The organism is Streptomyces sp. ST2-7A, from assembly GCF_021390475.1.
Taxonomy (GTDB): domain Bacteria; phylum Actinomycetota; class Actinomycetes; order Streptomycetales; family Streptomycetaceae; genus Streptomyces.
In genome coordinates this window covers 15,442-37,734 of record NZ_JAJUWS010000054.1, presented here as the reverse complement: position 1 = coordinate 37,734, position 22,293 = coordinate 15,442, and the positions used below count along the sequence as shown (strand labels likewise).

Annotated in this window: 20 protein-coding genes and 1 riboswitch; of the genes, 12 read left to right on the top strand and 8 right to left on the bottom strand. The window is 75.1% G+C overall.

Going from position 1 to position 22,293, the window contains the following annotated elements; translation table 11 throughout:
* Positions 1 to 6 precede the first annotated feature (6 nt).
* Positions 7 to 306 (bottom strand): sulfur carrier protein ThiS, encoded by a 300-nt coding sequence (gene thiS, locus LZF96_RS24145; protein ID WP_374203322.1) that lies wholly within the window; start codon positions 304 to 306, stop codon positions 7 to 9.
* The gene (gene thiO / locus LZF96_RS24140; RefSeq protein WP_374203321.1) at positions 303 to 1,616 is read right to left on the bottom strand and encodes a glycine oxidase ThiO; all 1,314 of its coding nucleotides are present in this window, start codon (positions 1,614 to 1,616) and stop codon (positions 303 to 305) included. Before thiO ends, thiS begins: the two co-directional genes overlap by 4 nt.
* Positions 1,585 to 1,697: riboswitch (TPP riboswitch) on the bottom strand. It overlaps the preceding gene by 32 nt.
* Before the next feature lie 206 nt (positions 1,698 to 1,903).
* Here thiO and LZF96_RS24135 point away from each other — a divergent pair.
* The 6 genes from LZF96_RS24135 to LZF96_RS24110 all read left to right on the top strand — a co-directional run bounded on the left by LZF96_RS24135 (position 1,904) and on the right by LZF96_RS24110 (position 7,221).
* A complete protein-coding gene (locus LZF96_RS24135) occupies positions 1,904 to 2,239 on the top strand; it encodes a hypothetical protein (RefSeq protein ID WP_233876589.1) in 336 nt (111 codons plus the stop codon).
* A 10-nt stretch (positions 2,240 to 2,249) separates the two neighbouring features.
* Positions 2,250 to 3,536, top strand: a complete 1,287-nt coding sequence (locus tag LZF96_RS24130; RefSeq protein WP_233876571.1) for an FAD-dependent oxidoreductase — start codon at positions 2,250 to 2,252, stop codon at positions 3,534 to 3,536.
* Between the two features lie 122 nt (positions 3,537 to 3,658).
* Positions 3,659 to 4,024: an Rv2175c family DNA-binding protein gene (locus LZF96_RS24125; RefSeq protein ID WP_233876569.1), complete on the top strand. Its 366-nt coding sequence runs from the start codon at positions 3,659 to 3,661 to the stop codon at positions 4,022 to 4,024.
* Positions 4,025 to 4,261: 237 nt separating this feature from the next.
* Positions 4,262 to 5,053 (top strand): thiamine phosphate synthase, encoded by a 792-nt coding sequence (thiE, locus tag LZF96_RS24120; RefSeq protein ID WP_233876567.1) that lies wholly within the window; start codon positions 4,262 to 4,264, stop codon positions 5,051 to 5,053.
* Between the two features lie 35 nt (positions 5,054 to 5,088).
* A complete protein-coding gene (metF, locus tag LZF96_RS24115; RefSeq protein WP_233876565.1) occupies positions 5,089 to 6,012 on the top strand; it encodes a methylenetetrahydrofolate reductase [NAD(P)H] in 924 nt (307 codons plus the stop codon).
* 24 nt (positions 6,013 to 6,036) lie between these two features.
* Positions 6,037 to 7,221: a hypothetical protein gene (locus LZF96_RS24110; RefSeq protein ID WP_233876563.1), complete on the top strand. Its 1,185-nt coding sequence runs from the start codon at positions 6,037 to 6,039 to the stop codon at positions 7,219 to 7,221.
* A 47-nt stretch (positions 7,222 to 7,268) separates the two neighbouring features.
* On the opposite strand, the gene LZF96_RS24105 is transcribed toward LZF96_RS24110, so the two are convergent.
* Both LZF96_RS24105 and LZF96_RS24100 read right to left on the bottom strand, forming a co-directional pair.
* Complete coding sequence (locus LZF96_RS24105) at positions 7,269 to 8,774, bottom strand: NAD(P)/FAD-dependent oxidoreductase (RefSeq protein WP_233876561.1); 1,506 nt, start codon at positions 8,772 to 8,774, stop codon at positions 7,269 to 7,271.
* 495 nt (positions 8,775 to 9,269) lie between these two features.
* Positions 9,270 to 9,878 (bottom strand): TetR/AcrR family transcriptional regulator, encoded by a 609-nt coding sequence (locus tag LZF96_RS24100; protein WP_233876559.1) that lies wholly within the window; start codon positions 9,876 to 9,878, stop codon positions 9,270 to 9,272.
* A gap of 220 nt (positions 9,879 to 10,098) precedes the next feature.
* Here LZF96_RS24100 and LZF96_RS24095 point away from each other — a divergent pair, with 220 nt between their 5' ends.
* The 3 genes from LZF96_RS24095 to LZF96_RS24085 all read left to right on the top strand — a co-directional run bounded on the left by LZF96_RS24095 (position 10,099) and on the right by LZF96_RS24085 (position 12,301).
* Positions 10,099 to 10,575: an SAV_6107 family HEPN domain-containing protein gene (locus LZF96_RS24095; RefSeq protein WP_233876557.1), complete on the top strand. Its 477-nt coding sequence runs from the start codon at positions 10,099 to 10,101 to the stop codon at positions 10,573 to 10,575.
* Positions 10,576 to 10,894: 319 nt separating this feature from the next.
* The gene (locus tag LZF96_RS24090) at positions 10,895 to 11,668 is read left to right on the top strand and encodes a bifunctional 2-polyprenyl-6-hydroxyphenol methylase/3-demethylubiquinol 3-O-methyltransferase UbiG (RefSeq protein ID WP_233876555.1); all 774 of its coding nucleotides are present in this window, start codon (positions 10,895 to 10,897) and stop codon (positions 11,666 to 11,668) included.
* A 231-nt stretch (positions 11,669 to 11,899) separates the two neighbouring features.
* Positions 11,900 to 12,301, top strand: coding sequence for a DUF3040 domain-containing protein (locus tag LZF96_RS24085; RefSeq protein ID WP_233876553.1), 402 nt, complete (start codon positions 11,900 to 11,902; stop codon positions 12,299 to 12,301).
* A gap of 378 nt (positions 12,302 to 12,679) precedes the next feature.
* Here the strand turns inward: LZF96_RS24085 and LZF96_RS24080 are convergent, their stop codons facing one another.
* The 4 genes from LZF96_RS24080 to LZF96_RS24065 all read right to left on the bottom strand — a co-directional run bounded on the left by LZF96_RS24080 (position 12,680) and on the right by LZF96_RS24065 (position 18,427).
* Positions 12,680 to 15,079 carry a DUF3488 and transglutaminase-like domain-containing protein gene (locus LZF96_RS24080; RefSeq protein WP_233876550.1) on the bottom strand — a complete coding sequence of 800 codons (2,400 nt, stop codon included), beginning with the start codon at positions 15,077 to 15,079 and terminating at the stop codon, positions 12,680 to 12,682.
* A 211-nt stretch (positions 15,080 to 15,290) separates the two neighbouring features.
* Positions 15,291 to 16,574: a DUF58 domain-containing protein gene (locus LZF96_RS24075; protein ID WP_233876548.1), complete on the bottom strand. Its 1,284-nt coding sequence runs from the start codon at positions 16,572 to 16,574 to the stop codon at positions 15,291 to 15,293.
* A complete protein-coding gene (locus LZF96_RS24070) occupies positions 16,574 to 17,629 on the bottom strand; it encodes an AAA family ATPase (protein ID WP_374203323.1) in 1,056 nt (351 codons plus the stop codon). The genes LZF96_RS24075 and LZF96_RS24070 overlap by 1 nt, the downstream gene beginning before the upstream one ends.
* A gap of 228 nt (positions 17,630 to 17,857) precedes the next feature.
* A complete protein-coding gene (locus LZF96_RS24065; protein ID WP_374203320.1) occupies positions 17,858 to 18,427 on the bottom strand; it encodes a beta-class carbonic anhydrase in 570 nt (189 codons plus the stop codon).
* Positions 18,428 to 18,774: 347 nt separating this feature from the next.
* Between LZF96_RS24065 and rsmH the strand changes: the two genes are divergently transcribed.
* The 3 genes from rsmH to LZF96_RS24050 all read left to right on the top strand — a co-directional run bounded on the left by rsmH (position 18,775) and on the right by LZF96_RS24050 (position 22,257).
* Positions 18,775 to 19,749, top strand: coding sequence for a 16S rRNA (cytosine(1402)-N(4))-methyltransferase RsmH (gene rsmH, locus LZF96_RS24060; protein ID WP_233876546.1), 975 nt, complete (start codon positions 18,775 to 18,777; stop codon positions 19,747 to 19,749).
* A 73-nt stretch (positions 19,750 to 19,822) separates the two neighbouring features.
* Positions 19,823 to 20,350 (top strand): septum formation initiator family protein, encoded by a 528-nt coding sequence (locus LZF96_RS24055; protein WP_233876544.1) that lies wholly within the window; start codon positions 19,823 to 19,825, stop codon positions 20,348 to 20,350.
* Positions 20,347 to 22,257, top strand: a complete 1,911-nt coding sequence (locus LZF96_RS24050) for a penicillin-binding protein 2 (protein ID WP_308294277.1) — start codon at positions 20,347 to 20,349, stop codon at positions 22,255 to 22,257. The genes LZF96_RS24055 and LZF96_RS24050 overlap by 4 nt, the downstream gene beginning before the upstream one ends.
* The last annotated feature ends 36 nt before the right edge of the window (positions 22,258 to 22,293 follow it).

Here is a 22,293-nt window from a genome sequence, read left to right as displayed (position 1 = left end):
CCGTGATCAGCCTCCCTGCACCGCGGTCAGGACCTCCACGCGGTCGCCGTCCCCCAGGGGGGTCCGCTCCCACGCGGAACGCGGCACCACGTTCTCGTTCAGCGCCGCGGCCACCCCGCGGCCGGTCGGTTCCCCGCCGGGGACGATCGCGGCGACGGCCGCGGCGAGCGTGCTACCCGCCGGCAGGGCGCGCGGCTCCCCGTTCAGGGTGACGGCGACGGGCCGATCGCGGCCCGCGACCCCGTGCGGGGCCGAGGGCCGCCCGGCGGTGTCGCGCCGGTCACGCCGTTCGTTCCGGTCCGTCATACGCCCTCCTCGATCGGCGGCACGGAGTCGTGCGCCGCCCGGCTCCCCGGCACACCCGCCCCGACGGGTGCGAACCGCCCCGGCGAGAAGGGCCGGGCCCGTTCCGGCAACAGGCCGGTGACCAGGTACTCCGCCATCAGATCACCGGTGATCGGGGCCAACAGGACGCCGTTGCGGTAATGGCCGCCGGCGATCAGCAGACCGGGGACGCCGGTCCCGCCGAGCAGCGGCGCGTTGTCGGGTGTGCCGGGTCGCAGCCCGGCCGTCGACTCCACGAGCGGCAGTTCCGTCAGGCCGGGGACCAGTTCGTGGGCGTCGCGCAGGAGTTCGTAGACGCCGCCGGCGGTCACCGTGGTGTCCCAGCCCTGCTCCTCGGAGGTCGCGCCGATCACCAGTTCACCGGAGGCCCGGGGCACCAGGTAGACGTGTGAACCGCGCACCACCGCCCGCACCGTGCGGGAGAGGAACGGGATCCCGCCCGGCATCCGCAGCCGCAACACCTGACCCTTGACCGGGCGCACCGGGGGCAGCAGTCCCTCCGGCACTCCTTCCAGCAGCCCGTTGCGGCTGCCCGCCGCCAGCACCACCCGGCCGGCGGCGAGGAGGGTACCGTCGTCCAACACCGCGCCGACCGCCCGTCCCGAGCGGATCCACGGGCCGCGCGCCTCCCGACGGGTGAACGTCACGCCGGCCCGTTCGGCCGCGACCAGCAGCGCGTCCAGGACCCGTCGGGGATCGACCTGGTGGTCGCCGTCCACCCGCAGACCGCCACGCACCCCCGGCGCCAGCATCGGTTCCAGGCGGCGGCACTCCCGCCCGGTCAACCACCGGGCCTCCAGGCCGCACCGGGTCTGCAGGGCGTGCAGGTCGCGCAGTTCGGCGCGGTCGTCGGCGTCCAGCGCCACCGCCAGCGTCCCGCCGCGCCGGTATCCCAGGGCGGAGCCGTCCGGGAGTCCGGCCGCCTCGGCCAACTCGTCGGCGAAGGCGGGCCACAGGGCCGCCGAGGCGAGATTGAGTTCCAGCAACTCCTCCTCGCCGTGGTGGAGTTCGGTGACGGCCGCCAACATGCCGGCGGCCACCCGGGCGGCACCCCCGGCGGGTTCGGGGTCCAGCACGGTCACCCGCAGGCCGCGTTCGGCGGCCCGTCGGGCGACCACCAGGCCGATGATCCCGCCGCCGATCACCAGGACGTCCGGGGCGTGGCCCGGACCCGGCGGGGTGTCGGCGCGGACGCCGTCACCGGAAGCCGGGACGCCGGGGCGCGGCGGTCGAACGCTCGTCACGAGGGCTGCTCCTCCCTTCGCCGGCATGACCCGGATCAGGTGCGTACGGTCGGGGGCCGGTCAGCCCCCCTCTCAGCCCGGTGCGTCCGGACTCCCGCGGGTGCTCTACGGTCATCAGCGTAGTACGACGGGCCCGTCGGCGGACCGGCGGGGCTTTCCCCGGGTGCGCGCCCCGGGGTGTCCCGGCGAACCGATCGGGCGAGTGACGTGCGAGACGCCAGGAGGCCGCCGTGTCCACCACCCCGTCCGGACCGACACCCGAACCGAAGCCCGGGCCGACGCCGGAACCCGCCCCCTCGCTCGACGGTCGGGTCCTGTTCCCGGTGGCCGATCAGGCCGCCGGACAGGTCGGCACCCGCACCCGGTTCCGCTACCGGGAGCGGGACGGCCGGGTCTGGGCGGAGTACGACGGGGGCGACATTCTGCGCGGACACCTCGTCGGTACCCGCGTCGGTGATCGACTGGACTTCCGCTACGTCCAGTTGCGCGCCGACGGCACCACCGCCTCCGGACACTGCGTCAGCCGGGTGGAGGCCCTGCCCGACGGCCGACTGCGGCTGCACGAGACCTGGCGGTGGGAGTCCGGCCCCGGCTCCGGGAACAGCGTGGTGGAGGAGCCGCCGCGCGGAACGACCCCCACCGCGCCCTAGGCTGAGCCGGGTGAGCGAACAACGGGACCACGGGGTGGACGGGGAACACCGGGGCGGGCCCTCCGGGGGGCGCGTCCTGATCGTCGGGGGTGGGCTGGCGGGCGTCCGCACCGCCGTCGAACTGCGAGAGCGCGGCCACGACGGCCCGATCACCCTGCTGGGCGCCGAGCCCCGTCTCCCGTACGACCGCCCGCCGCTGTCCAAGGCCGCCCTCCTCGGCGAGGCGGACGGCGACGAGCCGCTGGTCCCCGCCGCCGACCTCGCGGCCGCCGGGATCACCGTCCTGACCGGTCGACGCGCGGAGGGCCTGCGCCCGGCCGACCGGGAGGTGGACACCGGGGCGGGCCCGTTGCCCTGGGACCGGCTGGTCATCGCCACCGGCGCCGACCCCGTCCCGCTGCCCGGCCCGGCCGCCGGAGCCCCCGGGGACACCGGCGGGGACGGGGGCGTCCACACGCTGCGCACCGCGGAGGACGCCCGGGCCCTGCGCGCGGTGCTCGACGCCCGTCGACACCTGGTGATCATCGGCGCCGGATGGATCGGCGCCGAGGTGGCCACGGCCGCCCGCCGCACCGGATGCCCGGTCACCGTCCTGGAGGCCGGTCCGCAGCCACTGGCCGGCACCCTCCCCGCCGAGGTCGCCGCCCCCATGCGGGCCTGGTACGCGGAGATCGGCGCCGAGTTGCGCACGGACGCCCGGGTGTCCGGGATCGGGACCGACGCTGTCGTGCTCGCCGACGGCACCACGGTCGCCGCCGGAGCCGTCCTGGTGGGCATCGGGGCCCGCGCCGCGACCGCGTGGACCGCCGGCTCCGGGCTCCCCCTGGGATCGGACGGCACCGTCACCGTCGACCACGCCCTGCGTGCCGGCCTGCCCGACATCTGGGCGGCCGGGGACTGTGCCGCGCACCCCTCGGCCCGGTACGGCCGGCGCATGGCGGTGCAGCACTGGGACGACGCGCTGCGGGCCGCCGCCACGGTGGCCTCCGGGGTGCTCGGGGAGCCGGTCGCACACGATCCCGTGCCGTACTTCTGGTCCGAGCAGTTCGGACGGATGCTCCAGTGGTTGGGGGCGCCGGGTCCCGACGACCGGATCCTGTACCGGGGCGACCCGGCGGACCCGACCCGGACGGTGGTGTGGCTGGATGCCCGGAACGTGCCCACCGCCGTCCTCACCGTGGACCGGCCGCGCGACCTGGCGCAGGCCCGTCGGATCATCGAACGCCGCACCCCGCTGGATCCCGACCGCGCGGCCGACCCGGAACTCCCGTTGAAGGCGGCCGTCCGAGCCCCCTGAACCGCCGGCCGACACCACAGCCCTTCCGATTCGCTTCCGATCCCGTCCCGATCCGCCGATCGGGACGCCCGGCCGGCGGTATCCCGGTGACGGGTGTCGGTCCGGGATGGCAGGCTTGAGGGGTGACCGAGATCGATCCTCGAATTGACGCGCTCATCCCGTCCTGGCTCAACCTCCCCGAGATCGCCGAGCGACTCGACGTGGAGGTGACCCGGGTCCGGCAGTGGGTCAAGGAAGGCCAGCTCATCGCCGTTCGTCGGGGCGAGAACCGCGCCCTGTACGTCCCGGCCGATTTCATCGCCGCCGACCGCATCGTCAAGGGCCTCACCGGCACCCTCACGCTGCTGCGGGACGACGGCTTCACCGACGAGGAGATGTTGGAGTGGCTGTTCACCCCCGATGACAGCCTGCCCGGCACCCCCGCCACGGCGCTGCGCGAGAACCGCGGTACCGAGGTGAAGCGCCGAGCGCAGGCGCTCGCCGTGTGAGCCGGGGCGGGACGCGGCCGGCCGTGACCGACCGCACCCCGCCGTCCCCGGCCGATCCGCCCCCCGGGACCATCACCGGGGCGGCACGACGAACGATCGACACGGGCCCGCCCATCCGCACCGGAACGTCCGGCGCGGGTCGGGCGGGTCCGGCACGTCCGACCGGCACGCGTCCGACGGGGACGCGTGCCGGTCGGAGGCGCCGGACCCGGTGGGACACGGACACGGAGACGACCGATGCAGGGGAGCGGAATGACCGAGCGGGCGGGACACCACGGCGACACGGTGGACGGGACGGCCGCGGACCGGCCCGGCGGGCCCGCCGGGCTCGGGAACGCCCGGCTCTACCTGTGCACCGACGCCCGCGCGGAACGCGGGGACCTGCCCGACTTCCTCGACGCGGTACTGGCCGGCGGCGTGGACATCGTGCAGTTGCGGGACAAGTCCCTCGAGGCACGCGAGGAGCTGGAGGTGCTGGAGGTGTTCGCCGACGCCTGCCGACGACACGGCCGGCTGCTCGCGGTCAACGACCGGGCGGACATCGCCCGGGCCGCCGGCGCCGACGTGCTGCACCTGGGCCAGGGTGACCTGCCGGTGCCGTTCGCCCGGCGGATCGTCGGCCCCCGCGCCGTCATCGGCCGCTCCACGCACGCCCCCGGGGAGGTGGACGCGGCGCTGGCCGACCCGGAGACCGGGTATTTCTGCGTCGGTCCGTGTTGGCCCACCCCCACCAAACCCGGCCGTCCCGCCCCCGGCCTCCCGCTGGTGCGGTACGCGGCCCGCCGCGCGGCCGAGGAGGCGTCCCCGGGCGGGCAGGACCCCGACGGGGTCCCGTGGTTCGCGATCGGCGGCATCGACGCCGACACCATCGACCAGGTGCTCGATGCCGGCGCCCGTCGGGTGGTGGTGGTCCGGGCCCTCACCGGGGCGGAGGACCCCGGCGCCGCCGCCGCCGACCTCGCCGCCCGGCTCCGGGAGGCCGGCGGGGGATGTCCGCCCGCCGGTGACCGTCCGACTGCCGGAATGTGACGTCGCTCCCGTCCCCGCCCGGGTAACCTGCGGACATGGCCCTTGGACTTCCCTCGGTACGAACCGACCGGGCGCGGACGGTGCGCGAGCTGCTCGCCGCCGGTGAGCGCTCGTACTCCTTCGAGTTCGCCGCCCCCCGGACCGAGCGCGGGGAGCAGATCCTGTGGGAGGCGATCCGGCGGGTGGAGGCCGTGGGGCCGACCTTCGTCTCGGTCACCTACGGTGCCGGCGGCACCTCGCGCGACGGCACCATCCGGGCCACCGAGCGGATCACCACCGAGACGACCCTCACCCCGGTCGCGCACCTCACCGCGGTCAACCACTCCGTCGCGGAACTGCGCAACATCATCGGCCGCTACGCCGACGCCGGCATCCGCAACCTCCTCGCCCTGCGCGGCGACCCGCCCGGCGACCCGATGGGCGAGTGGGTGCGTCACCCGGAGGGTGTGACCTACGCGAGCGAGCTGGTCGAACTCATCAAGGACTCCGGTGACTTCTGCGTCGGCGTCGCGGCCTTCCCCGAGATGCACCCCCGCTCCGCCGACCGGGACACCGACATCCGACACCTGGTCGCCAAGTGTCGCGCCGGCGCCGACTACGCGATCACGCAGATGTTCTTCCGCGCCGAGGACTATTTCCGGCTCCGCGACCGGGTCGCGGCGGCCGGCTGCGAGACCCCGATCATCCCCGAGATCATGCCCGTGACCAGCGTCAAACAGATCGAGCGCTTCGCCCGGTTGAGCAACGCCACGTTCCCGTCCGACCTGGAACGCCGCATTCTGGCGGTGGCCGACGATCCGATCGCGGTACGCTCGATCGGAATCGAGTACGCGACCGAGCTGTGCGCCGAGTTGATGGAACAGGACATTCCGGGCCTGCACTTCATCACACTCAACCGCTCGGTGGCCACGCTGGACATCTACCGCAATCTGGGCTTGCATCGGCGATCGCATCGCTGACGAGGCACTCACGAGAGGGCGAACATGGGCTGGACGGTCCTCTACATCGCGTTCGGGATGGTCGCTCTCTGGCTCCTCGGTGAGGTGCTGCTGCAGTACAAGGCGCGGTTGCGCTGGCGGATGTTGGCCTTCTTCGGTTTCCTCGGGGTCGTCTTCGGCGTCCTGCTGCCGTCCGTGCCGGTGATCACGCTGGGCGCGCTGGCCTTCGCGACCGGTCAGACCCTGGTCACCCTCTCCTACCGCAAGGGCTTCTCCACCGGTTGGGCCCTGGGCGGCAATCCCGGCAACAGCGCCCGGCGGCGCGAGGTGCGTCCGATGGACCCGCTGCCCGACGGTTCCGGCGGAGCGGGCGCCGACCACTCCCGCGCCGACGACCTCGATGACGGGTACCCGCCGCGGACCGAGGGGCGTCGCGCGCCGGCGGCGGTCGGCGCGGGTCGGGGCGGGCGGAATCGGGAAACCGCCGACACGACCGTCATCCCCGGAGTCCTCGGCGGCTGGGGCGAGACGCCCGCCGAACCCCATCAGGATCCCCTCGTCCGCCCGTACGGGCAGGACGACAACCACGGTTACGCCGACTGGTCGGACCCCGGCGCGGGCGCCGCCGGGGCGACCGGCTCCGACACGACCTCCGACACGGACACCGGCTGGGACGGTTACGGTGGCCCGGCGACCGCCGATCCGTCGGCGGGCTCCCGTTCCTCCGAGTGGGGCCACGCCGGATACGGCGGCACCGACTGGGCGGGGACCGGCGCGCCGGACCCCGCCCCCGCCTCCTACGGTGTGGACGACCCCTACGAGACCGGCGGCTGGTCCACGGTCGGTTACGGCGGGATCGCCGACACCGGTGCCCAGCCGGTGGCCGGATGGGGCGTCGGCCCCGACCCGGCGACCACCCCGGGCCACGGCTGGGGGACCGGCCCGACCCCGCCCACCGGCGGGCAGGGTATGGACGACACCTTCGTCGGTGGCTATCCCGGCGTTTCCGATACCGGCTCGCAGGGCTACGGCTATCCCGCCCCGGAGCCCGGGTACCCCTGGGCGCAGGCCGTCCCGCCGTCCGGTGGCGCCCCCCGGGCCCCCGAGGGGCAGCAGTACACCGAGACCCCGCCCGGCGGGGTCTGGATGCCGCAGCAGCGTGAGGGAGAGGTCCCGCAGGGCTTCCCGGGGCCGGCCGGCGGCCGGCCGGAGGAGCAGCGGGGCTGGTGAACCGCCGGGTCCGGACCGCCCGGTCCGCGCCCCTCCCGGGGCGCGGCTCAGTACGAGCCGTGCCAGTCGGGTCCCTCCACGATCAGACCGGCCACCATGGCCCCGGTCATCCCGGCTTGCGCGAGCCCCCCGCCCGGGTGGGCGAGGCCGCCCACCCGGTACGTCCCCGGCAGGGGGCCCGGGTTGAGGGCCGCCGAACGCCCGGTGACACCCCCGGCCAGCGCGGGACCGGGGACGGCACCGCCGGGCGCCCCGGTCTCCCGCTCGATCTCCGCCGGGGTGCGGAGTTCCCGCCACACCTCCCGATCGGCCCGGTTCGGTACGACCGCGTCCGCCGCCGCGTCCAACCGCGCCGCCGTCCCGGCCGGCAGCCCACCCCCGGAACCCGCCGGGACGGGCACCGTGACCACGGCGGTGGCGTGTCCCCCGGCCGGCCACAACGACGGGTCGTCCGGTTGCAGCACCGTCACCGGTGGCTCCTCCGGCGACGCCCCGTGCACCACCGTGCGGTGGGGGGTATCGGTCGGCCGCGGACCGCGCAGGGCCAGCAACAGCGTCGCCCGGCTCCAGGCCCGGACCGCGTTCCCGGGCGGCTTCCGACGCGGGTCGCCGCACCCCGCCCCGGTGGTGTCCGTTGCCCTCGTCTCCGCGGGAACCCGGTCCGCCGGGAGCAGTGGGGGTGACCAGCCGCCCACCACCACGTGCTCGGCCGGCAGCACCGTGCCGTCCGTCAGCTCCACTCCCGTGGCCCGTCCCGCCCCCTCGGTGACGGCGATCACCCCGACATCGAACCGGAACTCCACCCGACGCTCGACGCACCGGGCGTGCAGGGCGTCGGCGAGCGCCCGCATCCCGCCGAGCGGATACCAGGTGCCGAAGGTCTGCTCGACGTAGGGGAGCACCAGCGCGCCGGCCGGGGCGCCCACGGGGTGGACCCCCCAGTCCCACAGGCCGGCGGTCAACAGCGCCACCAGACGCGGGTCCCCCAGTTCCCGACCGGCCGTCGCGAGCAGGTCCTCCGGCGGGGCGGGACGGCGCAACAGCCCCCGGCGCCGGGGCACCGCCGGATAGGGGTCGCGCCGCAGCGGGCCGGTATCGGTCCCGGCGGTCAGCGGCTCCTCCATCAGCGGGCGGCGGGAGACCTCCCACGCCTCCCGGGCCCGGCCCAGTACGGCGGTCCACCGCTCGACGCCCCTGTCGCCGAACGCCTCACGGACCGCTCGCACCGTCCCGCCCCGGGAGAGGCCCGGCAGCCGCACGCGGCTCCCGTCCGGCAGACGGTGCTCCACCACCGGATCGGCGGGTCGGACCAGGTCGACGCACTCCTCCAGGGAGCGCTTCCCGGTCTTGACGAACAGGTCGCGCCAGACGGCCGGCAGGTACAGCAGACCGGGACCGGTGTCGAAGCGGAAGCCGTCCCGGACACGGCTGCCCACCGCGCCGCCGTGGGTTTCCCGGCGTTCCACCACCGTCACCGAGTGCCCCGCCACGGCGAGCCGGGCGGCCGCCGCCATCGCGCCGACGCCGGCGCCCACCACCACGATCCGTGCCATGGCCCAGCACCCTACCCGGGCCGGTACGGGCGGGGAGGACCGGGACGGAACCACTCCCGGGGACGGGATGAGTACATCGTCTGAGTACCCGGACGGATGGGTCGACGGCCGACCCCGGGGCACCGTGGTGAACGACGCGGGCGCCGCGACACCGCCGGCACGGGGCGGCGGAACGCGGTGGCCCGGGTTCGACCCGGGCCGGGTGACCACCGGTCCGGGGCAGGGGGTACGGGGGCAGGGGGAATCGGGCGGGTCGTCGTCGGGGGGCGGCCCGCCCGGCCCCGTCGGCCCCTCCCGCGGGGAGGGGGAATCCCCGCGGGAGGGGCCGTCCGCCCGGGGCGGGGAAGCGGGGACCGGCCGGGGTGTGCCCCGGGCGGCGCGGCCGGCGAACGGTGCCGCGTACCGGTGCTTCCCGTGTTCACGGTGCCCCCGGCGAATCCCGCGCGCCGTGACGGGCGGCGCCGCACGACCGGACCGCGTCGCGGCGCGGCGCGACTAACCGTCGCGCAGCGTCGGCAACAGCGCCCCCAGGGTCCTCTCCACCTCCTCCGCGGGCACCTCGGGCGCGAAGGACCGCCAGTCCAGCGCGGCCACCAGCAGGGCCCCGGCCAGTGCCGAGGCGGCCAGCCGGACATCCGTTCCCATCCGCAGTTCCCCGGCCTCGGCACCGATCCGCAGTTGCTCCTCGATCGCGGCGTGCGCCCGACGTCGCACCGCCAGAACCGTGGGGTGCCAGACGCTGTGGGTGCGCCACACCTCCCCCAGGTACAGCCGTACGAGGGCCGGATGGTCGCGGGTGAACCGCACCCCGGCCCGCACGATCGCGTTCAGCGCCGCCCGGGTGTCGCCGCCGGAGGCCCGGCATTCCGAGGCGGCGCCGCGCAGCGCAGAGGCGAGCATTCCGACGTTGTGCCGCAGTAGTTCCTCGTACAGCTCGGTCTTGCCGGTGAAGTTGTAATAGACCGTCCCCTTGGAAACGCCGGCGCGTTCGGCGATCCCGTCCACGGTGGTGGCGGAGAAGCCCTGCTCGGCGATCAGGTCGACGGCCGCGTCGAAGAGTTTCAGCCTCGTGGCGCGCCGCCTCGGGCTGTCGGTGGATTTCATCGGTGGAGTCGCCCCCCAATAGGCGTGGTTTCGCGTCATTGTGCCCCTGCCGTACCCCTCACCCGCCACGTTCGTCCCCCGGGCCCGTCCCTTTGCGTCCATTACCGCCGCCGGGGAGGGAAACGGGCCGGCCCGGTGCCGATTGTCAGTGGTATGCGTCAGCATGAGTTCCGGATGCGAAGACACGCACGGATTCGCACGAATCACGAGGAGGCTCGCCATGGTCGGACCCCCCGCCGATGTGCACCCCGTGCTCCGCCGTGCCCCCGCCCCGCCGGCGGCGCTCGACCTTCTGGCCCAGGCGGAGCGGGGGCTGGAGGAGGCGGAGACCCGGGAGGACCCGGGGGACGCGTACATCGCCGCCCACATGGCGGCGCTGCGCACCGCGGCGGCCGTGCTGGCCGTGCACGGACGCCCCGAGACGACCGCTCGCGGTCGGCGTCGGATCCGCAGCGTGTGGGACATGCTCCCGGAGATAGCCCCGGAGTTGGGGGAGTGGAGTGTCCTCTTCGCGGCCAGTGGTGCCCGGCGTGCCAGGCTGGAGGCGGGCATCCGTCGGGAGGTCGGTCGGGACGACGCCGAGGAACTGGCGAAGTCGGTCGGGATGTTCCTGCGCCTGGTCCGGGCGCGGATCGCCCCCCAGCCGGTGCTGCCGCGCGACCCCAACCGGCCCGGGCCCGGCGAGCGCACGGCCTGATCGCGGTCGGGGCACCGGCTCGGCACTCCCCCGGGGGGCCGTGGTAGGCGGTCGAGGCCGTTTTCGGCGTGCCCGCCCCGCTGCCCGCCCGTCCGACCCCGCGGGTTTTCCCCCTCCGCGTCTCTCGGTTCCCTTTCGCCCCCTCCCCGCTCTCCCCGCTCTCCTCGCACCCCCGCCCGCCCGCTCGCCCATCCGCCCGCTCACCGGACGGGGTCCGGGCCCCACAGGCCATAAGCTGGGTCGCGCGCCCGACCGGTCACCCCGACCACCGTGGTCGGGCCGTCGCGCCCGTCGCACGAGTCCCGAGGAGCCGTCCCGGATGTCCCCCGAACCGAGCACGCCCGGCCCGCACACCACGCTGCGCACCGGGGTGGTCTGGGAACTGCTCGAAGAGGCGATGACCCGGCGCGTCGCCGCGACCGGCCGGCCCGGGCTGACCGTCCTCGACGCGGGGGGCGGCAGTGGCAGCCTGGCCGTGCGGGTGGCTGCGGCCGGCCACCGGGTGACGGTCGTGGACCCCAGCCCGGACGCGCTGTTCGCCCTCGAGCGCCGTGCGGCGGAGAAGGGTGTCGCCGAGCGGATCCGTGGTGTCCAGGGCGATACCGGTGACCTGTTGGAGGTCGCCGGTGACGGCTACGACCTGGTCCTGTGCCACGGCGTCCTGGAGCACGTGGAGGACCCCGCCGCCGGGATGCGCGCGGTCGCCCGGGCACTGGCACCGGAGGGGATCGCCAGCCTGCTGGTCGCGGGTATGGGCGGCGCGGTCTTCGCGCGGGCCCTGATCGGCCGCTTCGCCGAGGCCCGCGCGCTGTTCGCCGAGACCCCCCGGGAGCCGGTGACCGGGGCCGGTGGATCCGTGCCGCACCGGTTCACCGAGCCGGGCCTGACCGGACTGGCGAAGGCCGCCGGCCTGCTCCCGGCGACGGTGCACGGCGTGCGGATCTTCGCCGACCTGGTGCCGGGCACGCTGGTGGACAGCGAGCCCGACGCCCTGCGCGAACTGTCCCGCCTGGAGCGGGAGGCGGCCTCCCACCCGGCCTTCCGGGCCGTCGCCGCGCATCTTCACCTGCTGGCCGCGAATCCCGCCGGGTGACCGCTTTCACGTCCCCCCGCGAACGCCCTTCCCGCCCCGTATGATCGGAGAAAGCCCCCGGCATGAGGCGGGCGGAGCGCGGGAAGGAGCACTTCACCCCTCGAAACCGGAGGCCGACGGCGCGTCGGATCGAACCGGCCCGAAGGGGTGGGTGTCGCCGTGAGAAATCCCCACCTATCCTTGGAAGAGTCGGATCCGGTCGCCACCGCGACCGACGAGTAGGAGGACTCCGTGCCGCTCTCGGAGCACGAGCAGCGCATGCTCGAGCAGATGGAGCGAGCGCTGTACGCCGAAGACCCCAAGTTCGCGACAGCGCTCGAGGGAAGTGAGCTGCGCACGTACACCCGCAAGCGGGTCTACCAAGCGGCTGTAGGTTTTCTGGTGGGCATCGCGCTCCTCATGGGTGGCATGGTCGCCCAACAGGTCTGGCTCAGCGTCGTCGGCTTCCTGATCATGCTGGGCTGCGCGGTGCTCGCCGTGACCGGATGGAAGAAGCCGGTGGCGGGCCCCGCCCCCCGGCAGGGGCGCGGTGGACCGCAGCCCTCGGCCGGTCCGGGGCATGATGCCAAGCGATCGATGATGAACCGCATCGAGGACCGTTGGCAGCGACGACGGGACGAGCGCGAGCGCTGATCCCCCGAGGTGTCGCACCGGCGTCGTGACGGTGACGCCGGGCCGCGCGGTGTCCGTCCGGGGGTGGGGAGCGGCGGCCCGGGAACGGGCTCCTTCCTCTCCTGCGGCCCTCCCCGGGCCGGTGGGTGGGGCCTACCGATCACCCGGGCCCCCGACCCGATTCCGTCCGCCCCCCGATCCCGACTTCTCCCCGGTTCCGCGAACCCGTGACGGCGCGGTTCCGGGGCCGACCCCGGGCGGGGTCGGCCCCGGAACCGCGCCGTCGTCACGTGTCGTCACCCCCGGACGCGCGGGGTGCCACCGGCGGCCCCGCCGCCGGTGCGGCACACCCGTCGGGCGGGCGTCCCCGGCCCGATTTCCCCGGGGCCGAGCAGGACCTCAGGGCCGGATGGGGCGGGGGAGGCGCCGCAGGCGTTCGACCGTCGCCCGGCGCAGCCGCTCGCCCCATCCGGCGAGGCGTGCCGCGAGCACCCGGTGCGGTCGGGGCGTCGAGGCGGGGAACACGGCGGCCCGCAGTCGCAGCCATCGGCCGGCCCCGGCGGTCAGGCCGGCCCGGACCGTGTGCGCGAGGCGGGCCCGCTCGCCCTCCTCGCCCTCCGTCCCGGGGGCGGGGGAGTACAGCGCCCGCTCCACGTCGTCCACCAGGCGGCGCACCGCCGACGCGGACGCGTCGTCCAGGCCGCCGAGCCGGACGATCCGCTCCCCGGCCCGTCGTGGGGTGTCCCCGGGCAGCGGAGGGATGCCCAGGTCACGGGCGCTGTCCACCACCTCCCGCCACGCGGCGGCCGGCCCCGCTCCGGGCGACAGCCGGCGGGCCCGCAGCCGGGCGCGCAACAGGCGCGGCACGGCGGCCGCGGCCAGTAGGAGCAGGGCGATCGCGCCACCCCGCAGGGCGGGGCCGTCCACCGCGGTCCCCCCGGTGTCGCCGGGGCCGGACCCGACCGCGGTCGGGTCCTGGCAGGCACCGGGATCGGCCACGGGGTCGCACTCCGTCGGGTCGGTCGCGTTCTCCTCGGGCCGGGTCGGGTCCTCTCCCGCTTCGGTGCGGTCCGGGGCCTCCCGGTCGGGGTCCGAGCGGTCGGCGCCCGCCTCCCGCTCCGGACGGGTGTAGTCGGGCGCGCTGCCCTGACCGGGGGTCGGTTCGAACCGGGTCCAGCCCACCCCCTCGAAGTACAGTTCGGGCCAGGCGTGGGCGTTGTGCAGCCCGACGGTGTGGGTGCCGTTCGCGGCCCGGGTGCCGGGAGTGAAGCCCACCGCGACCCGACTCGGGATGTCCAGGGACCGGGTCATCGCGGCCATGGTGAAGGCGAAGTGCACGCAGAAGCCCTCACGTGCCTCCAGGAACGCGGCGATCGCCTCGTTCCCGCTGCCCGACGCCACCCGGGTGTCGTAGCGGAATCCGCCGTCCCGGGTGAACCAGTTCTGCAGGGCCAGCGCGCGCTGGTAGTCGTTGCCCGCCCCGGCCGTGACGGTCGCCGCGGTCTCCCGCACCACCTCGGGGAGGTCGTCGGGCAGGGCGGTGTACCGCTGCCGCAGTTCCTCGTCGGCGGCCGGGGGCGCGGAGGAGAGCTGTTCGGTGCCGGGGGAGAGGTCCCAGTGCTCCACCCGGTAGGTCAGGTTGGCGGAGGTCTGTCCCCGCCGGGCGGAGACCAGGGTGGAGGATTGCGGGTCGTACGCCCACTCGCCCTCCGCCTCGATGGCCGCCGGCGGGACGGGTACCGGCAGCGCGGACTGGGTGTAGCCGGGTTCGGTGGTGATCCGGGTGGACACGGGTTCGGCCGGCACGCCCGGGGAGAGACCCTCCACCGGCCAGGGGGTGGGTGGGAGGTCCGGCTCCGGCTCGGCGGAGGAGGTCCAGCGCTCCCCGTCGAAGGCGTCCAGGGCCACCAACCGCAGGTACATGTCGGCATCGCGCTCGGCGGTGGTCTCGTAACGCAGCACGGTCCGGTTGCGGGGGCGGTTGAGCTGGTCCTGCAGGGCCACCACGGGATTGACCGAACCGAAGTCCTCCCCGCCGACGGAACCGCCGCTGCCGCCGGCGGCCCGGGCCGGGTCCAGCAGACCGGGCCCCGGGGCGGGCAGCAGCAACGGCAGCGCCACGGCGGCGCCCAGCGTCATCGCGCCGATCCGTCGACCGGCCTCCGGGCGGGGCGGACGCCGGGCCTCCCCGCTCCCGGCGCCCCGGGTGCCGAAGAAGCGGCCCCACCGACCCACCCGGTCCCGACTCTCGGTGAGCAGCAGCACCAGGAAACCGGCGGCGGCCAACAGGAAGTGGTCGATGCCGCCACCGTCACGGGCCACCCCGGAGGCGACGGAGTACAGGGCCAGCAGCGGCAGGCCCGCCGCGGCGGCGGAGCGCAGGGTCACCGCCAGCAGGTCCACCAGCAGTCCGACGAGGAGCACCCCGGTCAGCAGGATCAGCCGGATGCCCTCGGTGAGCGGGGCGGGCGCCGTGTAGTGGCCGATGTCCCCGCCGCCCGTGGCGAACAGGGTCCCGAGCCGCTCGAGGGCTTCCGGGCCGGGCAGTATCCCCAGCGTCGCGTGGTCGGGAACGGTCACTGCGGTCAGCGCCGGGAGCGTGACCGCGAGTTGGCACAGCACGACGGCGGGACCGCCGAAACCGAGACGGCGGGCCAGCATCCCGGTGCCCGTCTGCACCGCCAGCAGCAGCGCGATCGTGAACAGCCAGTCGGCGCCCAGGATCAGGGGCAGCAGCGCGGCGGAGGTCGCCAGGGTCGTGACCCAGGCGGCGATCGCCATCCGGCTCGATGCTGCCATCCGGGGCCCCTTCCGGCCGGTGGACCGCCGTTCGGGGCGGGTCACCGGGAACTGTCGCTCGTGTGCTCGGTCGTGTCATGGGTCACGTGCCGGACCGCGCCCGGCCGTCGGCTCCGGGCCCGTCGGACCGGGGGCCGCGCCGGCGGGCGGCGGACGGGAACGGTACCCCGCTCCATGGTCCCGGGTCGTCCGGCGCCGGAGGCGTCGGCGCTCAGCCGGTGGCCGCCGCGGGCGGGGCACCGGCGGCCCGCAACCAGTCGTCCGCCAACGGCGTCCCGGCCTCCCGGGGCATCACCGTCCAACCGGCCTCCGCCAGTTCGCGGTACTGCCGTCGCTCCACCATCTCCTCGCGCCGACCGGCGGACACGAAGGCCACGGCGGAGGAGTGGCGGGAGCGCAGGCGCTCCAGGGCCTGGTTCCGACCGACGCGGACCGCGCCGAGGAAGCCGATCAGCAGGCCGCCCCCGGAGGGGGCCGCCACCCCGACCGATTCGGCGAAGTCCTCGAGCCCGGAGCGATCGACGCGGGCGAGGGCGTCCATGATCAGCGCGCCGGTCTCCGCCGCGCCGCCCGCCGATCGCACGCCCGGAGCGGGCAACTCCAGCCCGGTGTCGGTGATCAGCCGCACCGACCAGCCGCGTTCCAGCAGGTGGGCGACCACCGACGCGGCACCGCTCACCGCGGTCTCGAACGGTGAGGCGGGTCCGGCGCCCTCCCGGGCGTTCCCCCGGGTGTCGAGCAGGACGGTGCACCGTTCGCGGTGCGGCTGTTCCTCGCGCCGCACCATCAGCGTCCCGTGGCGGGCCGTGGCCCGCCAGTGCACCCGGCGCAGGTCGTCGCCGTGCCGGTAGCCGCGCGGGATGACGTCGTCGTCCCCGGCGAACGAGGCGGTGGCGCGCACCGGCGCGCCGAGCCCACCGCCGTCGCCGCCCGGTCGGATGTCGGGCAGCGACTCGATCGGCGGCAGCACCGTCATCGTGTCGCGGGCCGTGAAGGAACGGCTCAACTCGACCATCCCGAAGGGGTCGGTCAGGCGCAGCTGCAGCGGCCCCAGGGGGTACTCGCCGCGCAGGTCGGAACGCACCCGGTAGGAGACCTCCCGGTGTCCGCCGGGTTCGATGCGGTCCAGCACGAACCTCGGCCGGGGCCCCAGCACGTAGGGCACCCGGTCCTCCAGCAGCAGCACACCGGTGCGCGCGCCGCGTCCGGTGTTCTCCACCCGCAGGTGCACCCGGGACTCCTCGCCCGCCACGACCCGTTCCGGGGTCAGCAGCCGGGCGGCGGCCACCCGGCTGCGCCCCAGGTGCAGCACCAGCACCGACAGGACCGGCAGCACGGCCAGCAGCGCCCCCACCCGCAGCAGCTCGGCCTGGCCCAGCAGGTGGGCGCAGCCCGCCGCCGCGAGCCCCGCGGCCAGAAAGGACCGGCCACGGGTGGTCAGGCCGGAGAACGCAGTCCGCAGCGAACCGCGTTCCTCGGTCCCGCCGGCCCGCATCACAACCCCCGTGCCCGCGCGGAGCCGGTGGACGGCAGGTGTTCGCTGGGGCGGAGCGGCCGATGCGTCTGCGGCCGGGGTGGTTCCGGCACCGGTGTGTGGCGCACCAGTTCCGCCATCAGCTGTTCCACTCCGTGGCGGCCGAGTTGGGATCGGGCGGTGGGCATCAGCCGGTGGGCCAGTACGGGAACGGCGAGGTCCTGCACGTCGTCCGGGAGGACGAAGTCGCGCCCGGCGATGGCGGCGGAGGCCCGGGCGGCGCGCAGCAGGTGGATGGTGGCCCGGGGGGAGGCGCCCAGTCGCAGTTGGGGGTGGTCCCGGGTGGTGCCGACCAGGTGGACGGCGTATCGGCCGACGGCCTCGGAGACGTGGACGCCCCGTACCACCCGGATCAGCTCCAGGATCTCGTCGGTCCCGGCGACCGGCCGCAGTTCCTCCAGCGGACCGGAGCCGCCGCGGGCGTGCAGCATTCGCCACTCGGAGTCGGGGTCCGGGTAACCGACCGAGGCACGGGCCATGAAACGGTCCCGCTGCGCCTCCGGCAGCGGGTAGGTGCCCTCCATCTCGACCGGGTTCTGGGTGGCGATGACCATGAACGGCTCGGGCAGCGCCCTGGTGGTGCCGTCGGTGGTGACCTGCCGCTCCTCCATCGCCTCGAGGAGGGCCGACTGGGTCTTGGGCGAGGCCCGGTTGATCTCGTCGCCGATCACGATCTGCGCGAAGACGGCCCCGGGCTTGAACTCGAAGTCCCGCTCCCGCTGGTCGAAGATGCTCACCCCGGTGATGTCCGAGGGCAGCAGGTCGGGGGTGAACTGGATACGACTCACCGAACAGTCGACGGACCCGGCCAGGGCCTTGGCGAGGACGGTCTTGCCGACGCCGGGGACGTCCTCCAGCAGCAGGTGGCCCTCGGCGAGGAGGACGATCAGGGCGAGCCGGACGACCTCCGGCTTGCCCTCGATGACACTCTCCATCGACAGCCGCACCCGCTGGGCCGTGGCGCTCGCCTCTTCCGGGCCGGGCGGACCCCCGGGACGCCCGGCGCCCCCGGTCACACCGTTGGATCCCCCGTCGCCGGGGAATCCGCGCTCCCGGTGCTCGATCCGCCGCCCCGGCACCGGGTGCCCCGGATGGTCCTCATAGGTCGTCACCGACCCTCCTCGCCTGCCTCGCCCCCGGCCGGTGCGGGTCGACCGGGCCGGATGCCTCGAAACGCCCGGCACCCGCGCGGCACCGGGCGGATGCCCTCCGACAGGCATTCTTCACACATTCGCTCCGTCACGTCACGGGGTGGCCGGCGGATCGATCTCCCGCAGCAGGCCCGTGGTCACGTCGAAGACGAACCCGCGCACATCATCAGTGTGCAGGAGGAACGGAGAGGTGCGAACCCGCACCATGGACTGCCGCACGTCCTGGTCGAGGTCCTTGAAACACTCCACCGCCCAGCTCGGACGCTGCCCCACCTCCATCTCCAGCTCGTGCCGGAAGTCCTCGGTGAGGTTCAGCAGCCCGCACCCGGTGTGGTGGATGAGGGCCACCGACCGGGTGCCCAGGGCGCGCTGGCTGATCGTCAGGGAGCGGATGATGTCGTCCGTGACCACGCCGCCCGCGTTGCGGATGGTGTGGCAGTCGCCCAATTCCAGACCGAGCGCGGCGTGCAGGTCCAGGCGGGCGTCCATGCAGGCGACGATCGCCACCCGCCGCACGGGACGGGCGTCCATGCCGGGATCGCGGAAGTCCTCCGCGTAACCGCGGTTGGCGGCCAACAGGTCGTCGATGACGTGCTCCTCGGATGAGCCGGCCCCGGGGGCGCGGTCGGCGGTGTTCGGCTGGGTCGTGACCTTCTGCGTCATGGCTCGACCGTAGTACGGGGACGGATCACGGGGGAGGAGGCGCCACTCCCCGGGATCCCGGGGGTGAAGGGGCGTACCGGGCCGAAAACCGGCTCCCGGCCGGCCGGTTGACCACCCCTGCGGAGGCGTGGAGTGACGTGGTTCACACCCGGGCGTGCTCCCGGCCCCCGGTCCGGCGCGACCCGCCGGGGGAGCGGGCGGGTGCGCGGTCCGCCGGGGAACGGTGGACTAGGGTTGGCCGCGCCCCGACCCGCAGGCGGGGCGCGGCGGTCCGGGGGCCGACAAGCGCCCCCGCGCGTCGCCCACCACCCGTCCGCCGTCGAGGCGGGAGCCCCATCGGAAGGCCCATGTCCCCGAGCAACGAGCGGCCGACGGCCGAACGACACCGTCCCGTGATGCTCCGGCGCTGTCTGGAACTGCTCGCCCCCGTGCTCCGGGAGCCGGGCGCGTCGGTGGTGGACTGCACGCTGGGTCTGGGCGGGCACGCCGAGGCCCTGCTCACCGCCCACCCCGACCTGCGGTTGATCGGACTCGACCGTGATCCGGACGCGCTGGCCCTGGCCTCGGAGCGACTCGCCCCCTTCGGGGACCGCTTCGAGGCGGTGCACGCGGTCTACGACCGACTGCCGGAGGTGCTGGCGCGGCTCGATGTCCCGGCCCCGGCCGGCATCCTCTTCGACCTGGGCGTGTCCTCCATGCAACTGGACGAACCGGAGCGGGGCTTCGCCTACTCCCGGGACGCCCCGCTGGACATGCGGATGGACCGCAGCCGGGGGCCGAGCGCCGCCGACGTGCTGAACACCTATCCCCCCGGTGACCTGGTCCGGATCCTGCGGAACTACGGCGAGGAGCGCAACGCCCGCCGCATCGTCGAGGCGGTGGTGCGCGAGCGCGCCACGACGCCGCTGAACTCCAGCGCCCGACTGGTCGAACTGATCCGGGCCTCCCTGCCGCAGGCCGCGATGCGGACCGGCGGCAACCCCGCCAAGCGCACCTTCCAGGCGCTGCGCATCGAGGTCAACGGCGAGTTGGAGGTGCTCGAGCGGGCGGTGCCGGCGGCCGTGGGGGCGCTGGGAGTGGGCGGGCGGATCGTCGTGCTGTCCTACCAGTCCCTGGAGGACCGGCTGGTCAAGCGCGTTCTGGCGGAGGGGGCGCGCTCCACCGCGCCGCGGGGCCTACCGGTGGTGCCCGAGGAGTACCAGCCGCGACTGCGACTGCTCACCAGGGGGGCCGAACTGCCCGACGACGAGGAGACGGCGGGCAACCGACGGGCCGCGCCGGCCCGACTGCGGGCCGCCGAACGGATCCGCCCGGCCCTGTGACGGGGACGGGCGGGGGCCCGGGGCGCACCGGGGAGGCCGGGCGCGCCCGACACGTCGAGGAGGAACGACCGGGATGACCGCGCAACAACGTCTCGCGAGGCTGGCGGGGCTGGTGCCCACCGGTTCGTCCTCGGCCGCCCGCACCCCCTTCGTGCTGCTCGTCGTGGTCCTGCTGGGCACCGGGATGCTGGCCCTGCTGCTGCTGAACGCCGCCCTCAATCAGGGCTCGTTCGAGCTGAGCGAGTTGCGTCGGGAGACCTCGGAGCTGACCGACGAGCAGCAGGCGCTCCAAGCCGAGGTGGACGCCTTCTCCGCCCCCCACTCCCTGGCCGAACGGGCCCGGGAGCTGGGGCTGGTGCCCGGTGGCCCCCCGGTCTTCCTGCTCCCGGACGGCGGCGTCCTCGGGGTGCCCGAACCCGCGCCGGAGCCGGAGCCGGAGCCCGATCCGGAGCCCGTGCCGCGACCGGACCCCGATCCGGACTCCCCGCCCGCCGTCCCCGAGGGCGACACCCCCAACGGTCGGTCGTCCGACGGGACCGAGGACCCCGACGCCGAGGCGACCGGCGGCTCCACCGACCCCGCATCCGAGGAGACGCCGTGAGCGGCCCGTCACCGCGGCCCGATCGGCCGCGCGCCCCCCGTCCCCCGCGCCCCCGCCCGGCGGGACGCCCGGCCGGCGGCGAACAGTTGCGGCTGACCAACCACCGTCCCCGCCTGCGGCTCATCGGGATCGGCCTGACCCTGGTCACCCTGGTCTTCACCGTCCGGCTGGTGCAGGTACAGGTGGTGGACGCGGCCTCCTACACCGAACAGGCCGTGGTCAACCGGTACCTCACCCTCCCCATCGCGGCCCGCCGGGGCGACATCACCGACCGCAACGGCACCTCCCTGGCCACCACCGTCGACGCCTACGACATCGTCGCCGACCCCTCGCTGTTCACCACCGGGCAGACCGGTGTCCCGGACGCCCCCCGTCAGGCGGCCGCGCTCCTCGCGCCGATCCTGGGGGAGGACGAGGACCGCCTCGCCGAACTGCTGGACAATCCCGACTCCCAGTACGCGCTCCTGGCCCGGCAGCAGACGCCGCAGGCGTGGCGGCAGATCCTGGACCTGCGCGGCGCGCTGGCCGAGCGCAGCCGGCAGGGGACCGGTCACCAGGTGCTCACCGGTGTCTTCCGGGAGAAGAACCCCCGGCGGGTCTACCCGGGGGGCGAGCTGGCCGCCGCGCTGTTGGGTTTCGTCAACGCCGAGGGCGACGGCGCCGGCGGTCTGGAGGCGATACTGAATCCGCAGTTGGCCGGCCGGGACGGCACCATCCGCTACGCCCAGTCCGGCGGCCGCCGGGTGCCGACCGCCGGGTCCAGCGAGCAGCCGGCGGAGCCCGGCACCGACATCGAGCTGACCATCGACCGGGACATCCAGTGGGCGGCGGCGGCCGCGATCGCCCGGCAGGTGGAGGACTCCGCCGCCGACGGCGGCTACGTCATCGTCCAGGACGTCCGCAGCGGCGAGATCCTGGCCATGGCCTCCGCCCCCGGCTTCGACCCCAACCGCTACGGCGTCACGGAGCCGGCGCTGCTCGGCAACCCCGCCCTGCAGGACGCCTACGAGCCCGGATCCACCAGCAAGCTCGTCTCGATGGCGGCGGTGCTCGAGGAGGGCGTGGCCACCCCGGAGACGCACGTCACGGTGCCCGGTCGGTTGCCTCGCGCGGGTCGGGCCTTCTTCGACGACCACGACCACGACACCTACCACCTGACCCTGGCCGGGGTCATGGCCCGCTCCAGCAACATCGGCACCATCCTGGCCACCGAGCGGCTGGGGGAGACGCAGGAGGAGGCCAACGAGGTCCTCCACGCCTACCTGCGGGCCTTCGGGTTCGGTCGCCCCACGGGTCTGGGCTTCCCCGGCGAGACGGCGGGCATCCTCGCCCCGCCCGGGAAGTGGGACTCCGCCCAGCAGTACACGATCCCGTTCGGTCAGGGGGTGTCGGTCAACGCACTCCAGGCCACCGGGGTCTTCTCCACGGTCGCCAACGGCGGGGAACGGATCACCCCCTCCGTGGTGCGGGGCACGGTCGGCCCCGACGGGCGCTGGGAGGCGGCCCCGAAGCCGGAGCGCGAGCGGGTGATCGGCGAGGACACCGCCCGGCGGCTCACCGAGATGCTGGAGACGGTGGTGGTCGACGAGGACTGGGGCACCGGCCACGCGGCCCGCATCCCCGGTTACCGGGTGGCGGGCAAGACCGGCACCTCCAATCGGGTGGATCCGGAGACCGGCCGTTACAACGGCTACACGGCCTCCTTCGCGGGATTCGCGCCGGCCGACGAACCGCGGGTCACCGTCTACTGCGCCATCCAGAACCCCACCGGCGAGCAGTACTACGGCGGGCAGTTGTGCGGTCCGGTCTTCCGCGAGGTGATGACCTTCGCCCTCAAGGCGCTGTCCGTGCCGCCCTCGGGGGAGGAGCCCCGCGGTCTGCCCACCACCTTCGACCCCGGGGAGTGACCCGGCGCCCGACCGGGGGCCGGACCCACCCGGGAG

Coding starts and splice junctions, on each gene's coding strand:
- metF (WP_233876565.1), top strand. CDS start 5,089: ATGGCCCTTGGACTTCCCTCGGTACGAACCGACCGGGCGCGGACGGTG.
- LZF96_RS24095 (WP_233876557.1), top strand. CDS start 10,099: ATGGTCGGACCCCCCGCCGATGTGCACCCCGTGCTCCGCCGTGCCCCC.
- LZF96_RS24100 (WP_233876559.1), bottom strand. CDS start 9,878: ATGAAATCCACCGACAGCCCGAGGCGGCGCGCCACGAGGCTGAAACTC.
- LZF96_RS24055 (WP_233876544.1), top strand. CDS start 19,823: ATGACCGCGCAACAACGTCTCGCGAGGCTGGCGGGGCTGGTGCCCACC.
- LZF96_RS24065 (WP_374203320.1), bottom strand. CDS start 18,427: ATGACGCAGAAGGTCACGACCCAGCCGAACACCGCCGACCGCGCCCCC.
- thiO (WP_374203321.1), bottom strand. CDS start 1,616: ATGCCGGCGAAGGGAGGAGCAGCCCTCGTGACGAGCGTTCGACCGCCG.
- rsmH (WP_233876546.1), top strand. CDS start 18,775: ATGTCCCCGAGCAACGAGCGGCCGACGGCCGAACGACACCGTCCCGTG.
- LZF96_RS24090 (WP_233876555.1), top strand. CDS start 10,895: ATGTCCCCCGAACCGAGCACGCCCGGCCCGCACACCACGCTGCGCACC.
- thiE (WP_233876567.1), top strand. CDS start 4,262: ATGCAGGGGAGCGGAATGACCGAGCGGGCGGGACACCACGGCGACACG.
- LZF96_RS24110 (WP_233876563.1), top strand. CDS start 6,037: ATGGGCTGGACGGTCCTCTACATCGCGTTCGGGATGGTCGCTCTCTGG.
- LZF96_RS24080 (WP_233876550.1), bottom strand. CDS start 15,079: ATGGCAGCATCGAGCCGGATGGCGATCGCCGCCTGGGTCACGACCCTG.
- LZF96_RS24105 (WP_233876561.1), bottom strand. CDS start 8,774: ATGGCACGGATCGTGGTGGTGGGCGCCGGCGTCGGCGCGATGGCGGCG.
- thiS (WP_374203322.1), bottom strand. CDS start 306: ATGACGGACCGGAACGAACGGCGTGACCGGCGCGACACCGCCGGGCGG.
- LZF96_RS24075 (WP_233876548.1), bottom strand. CDS start 16,574: ATGCGGGCCGGCGGGACCGAGGAACGCGGTTCGCTGCGGACTGCGTTC.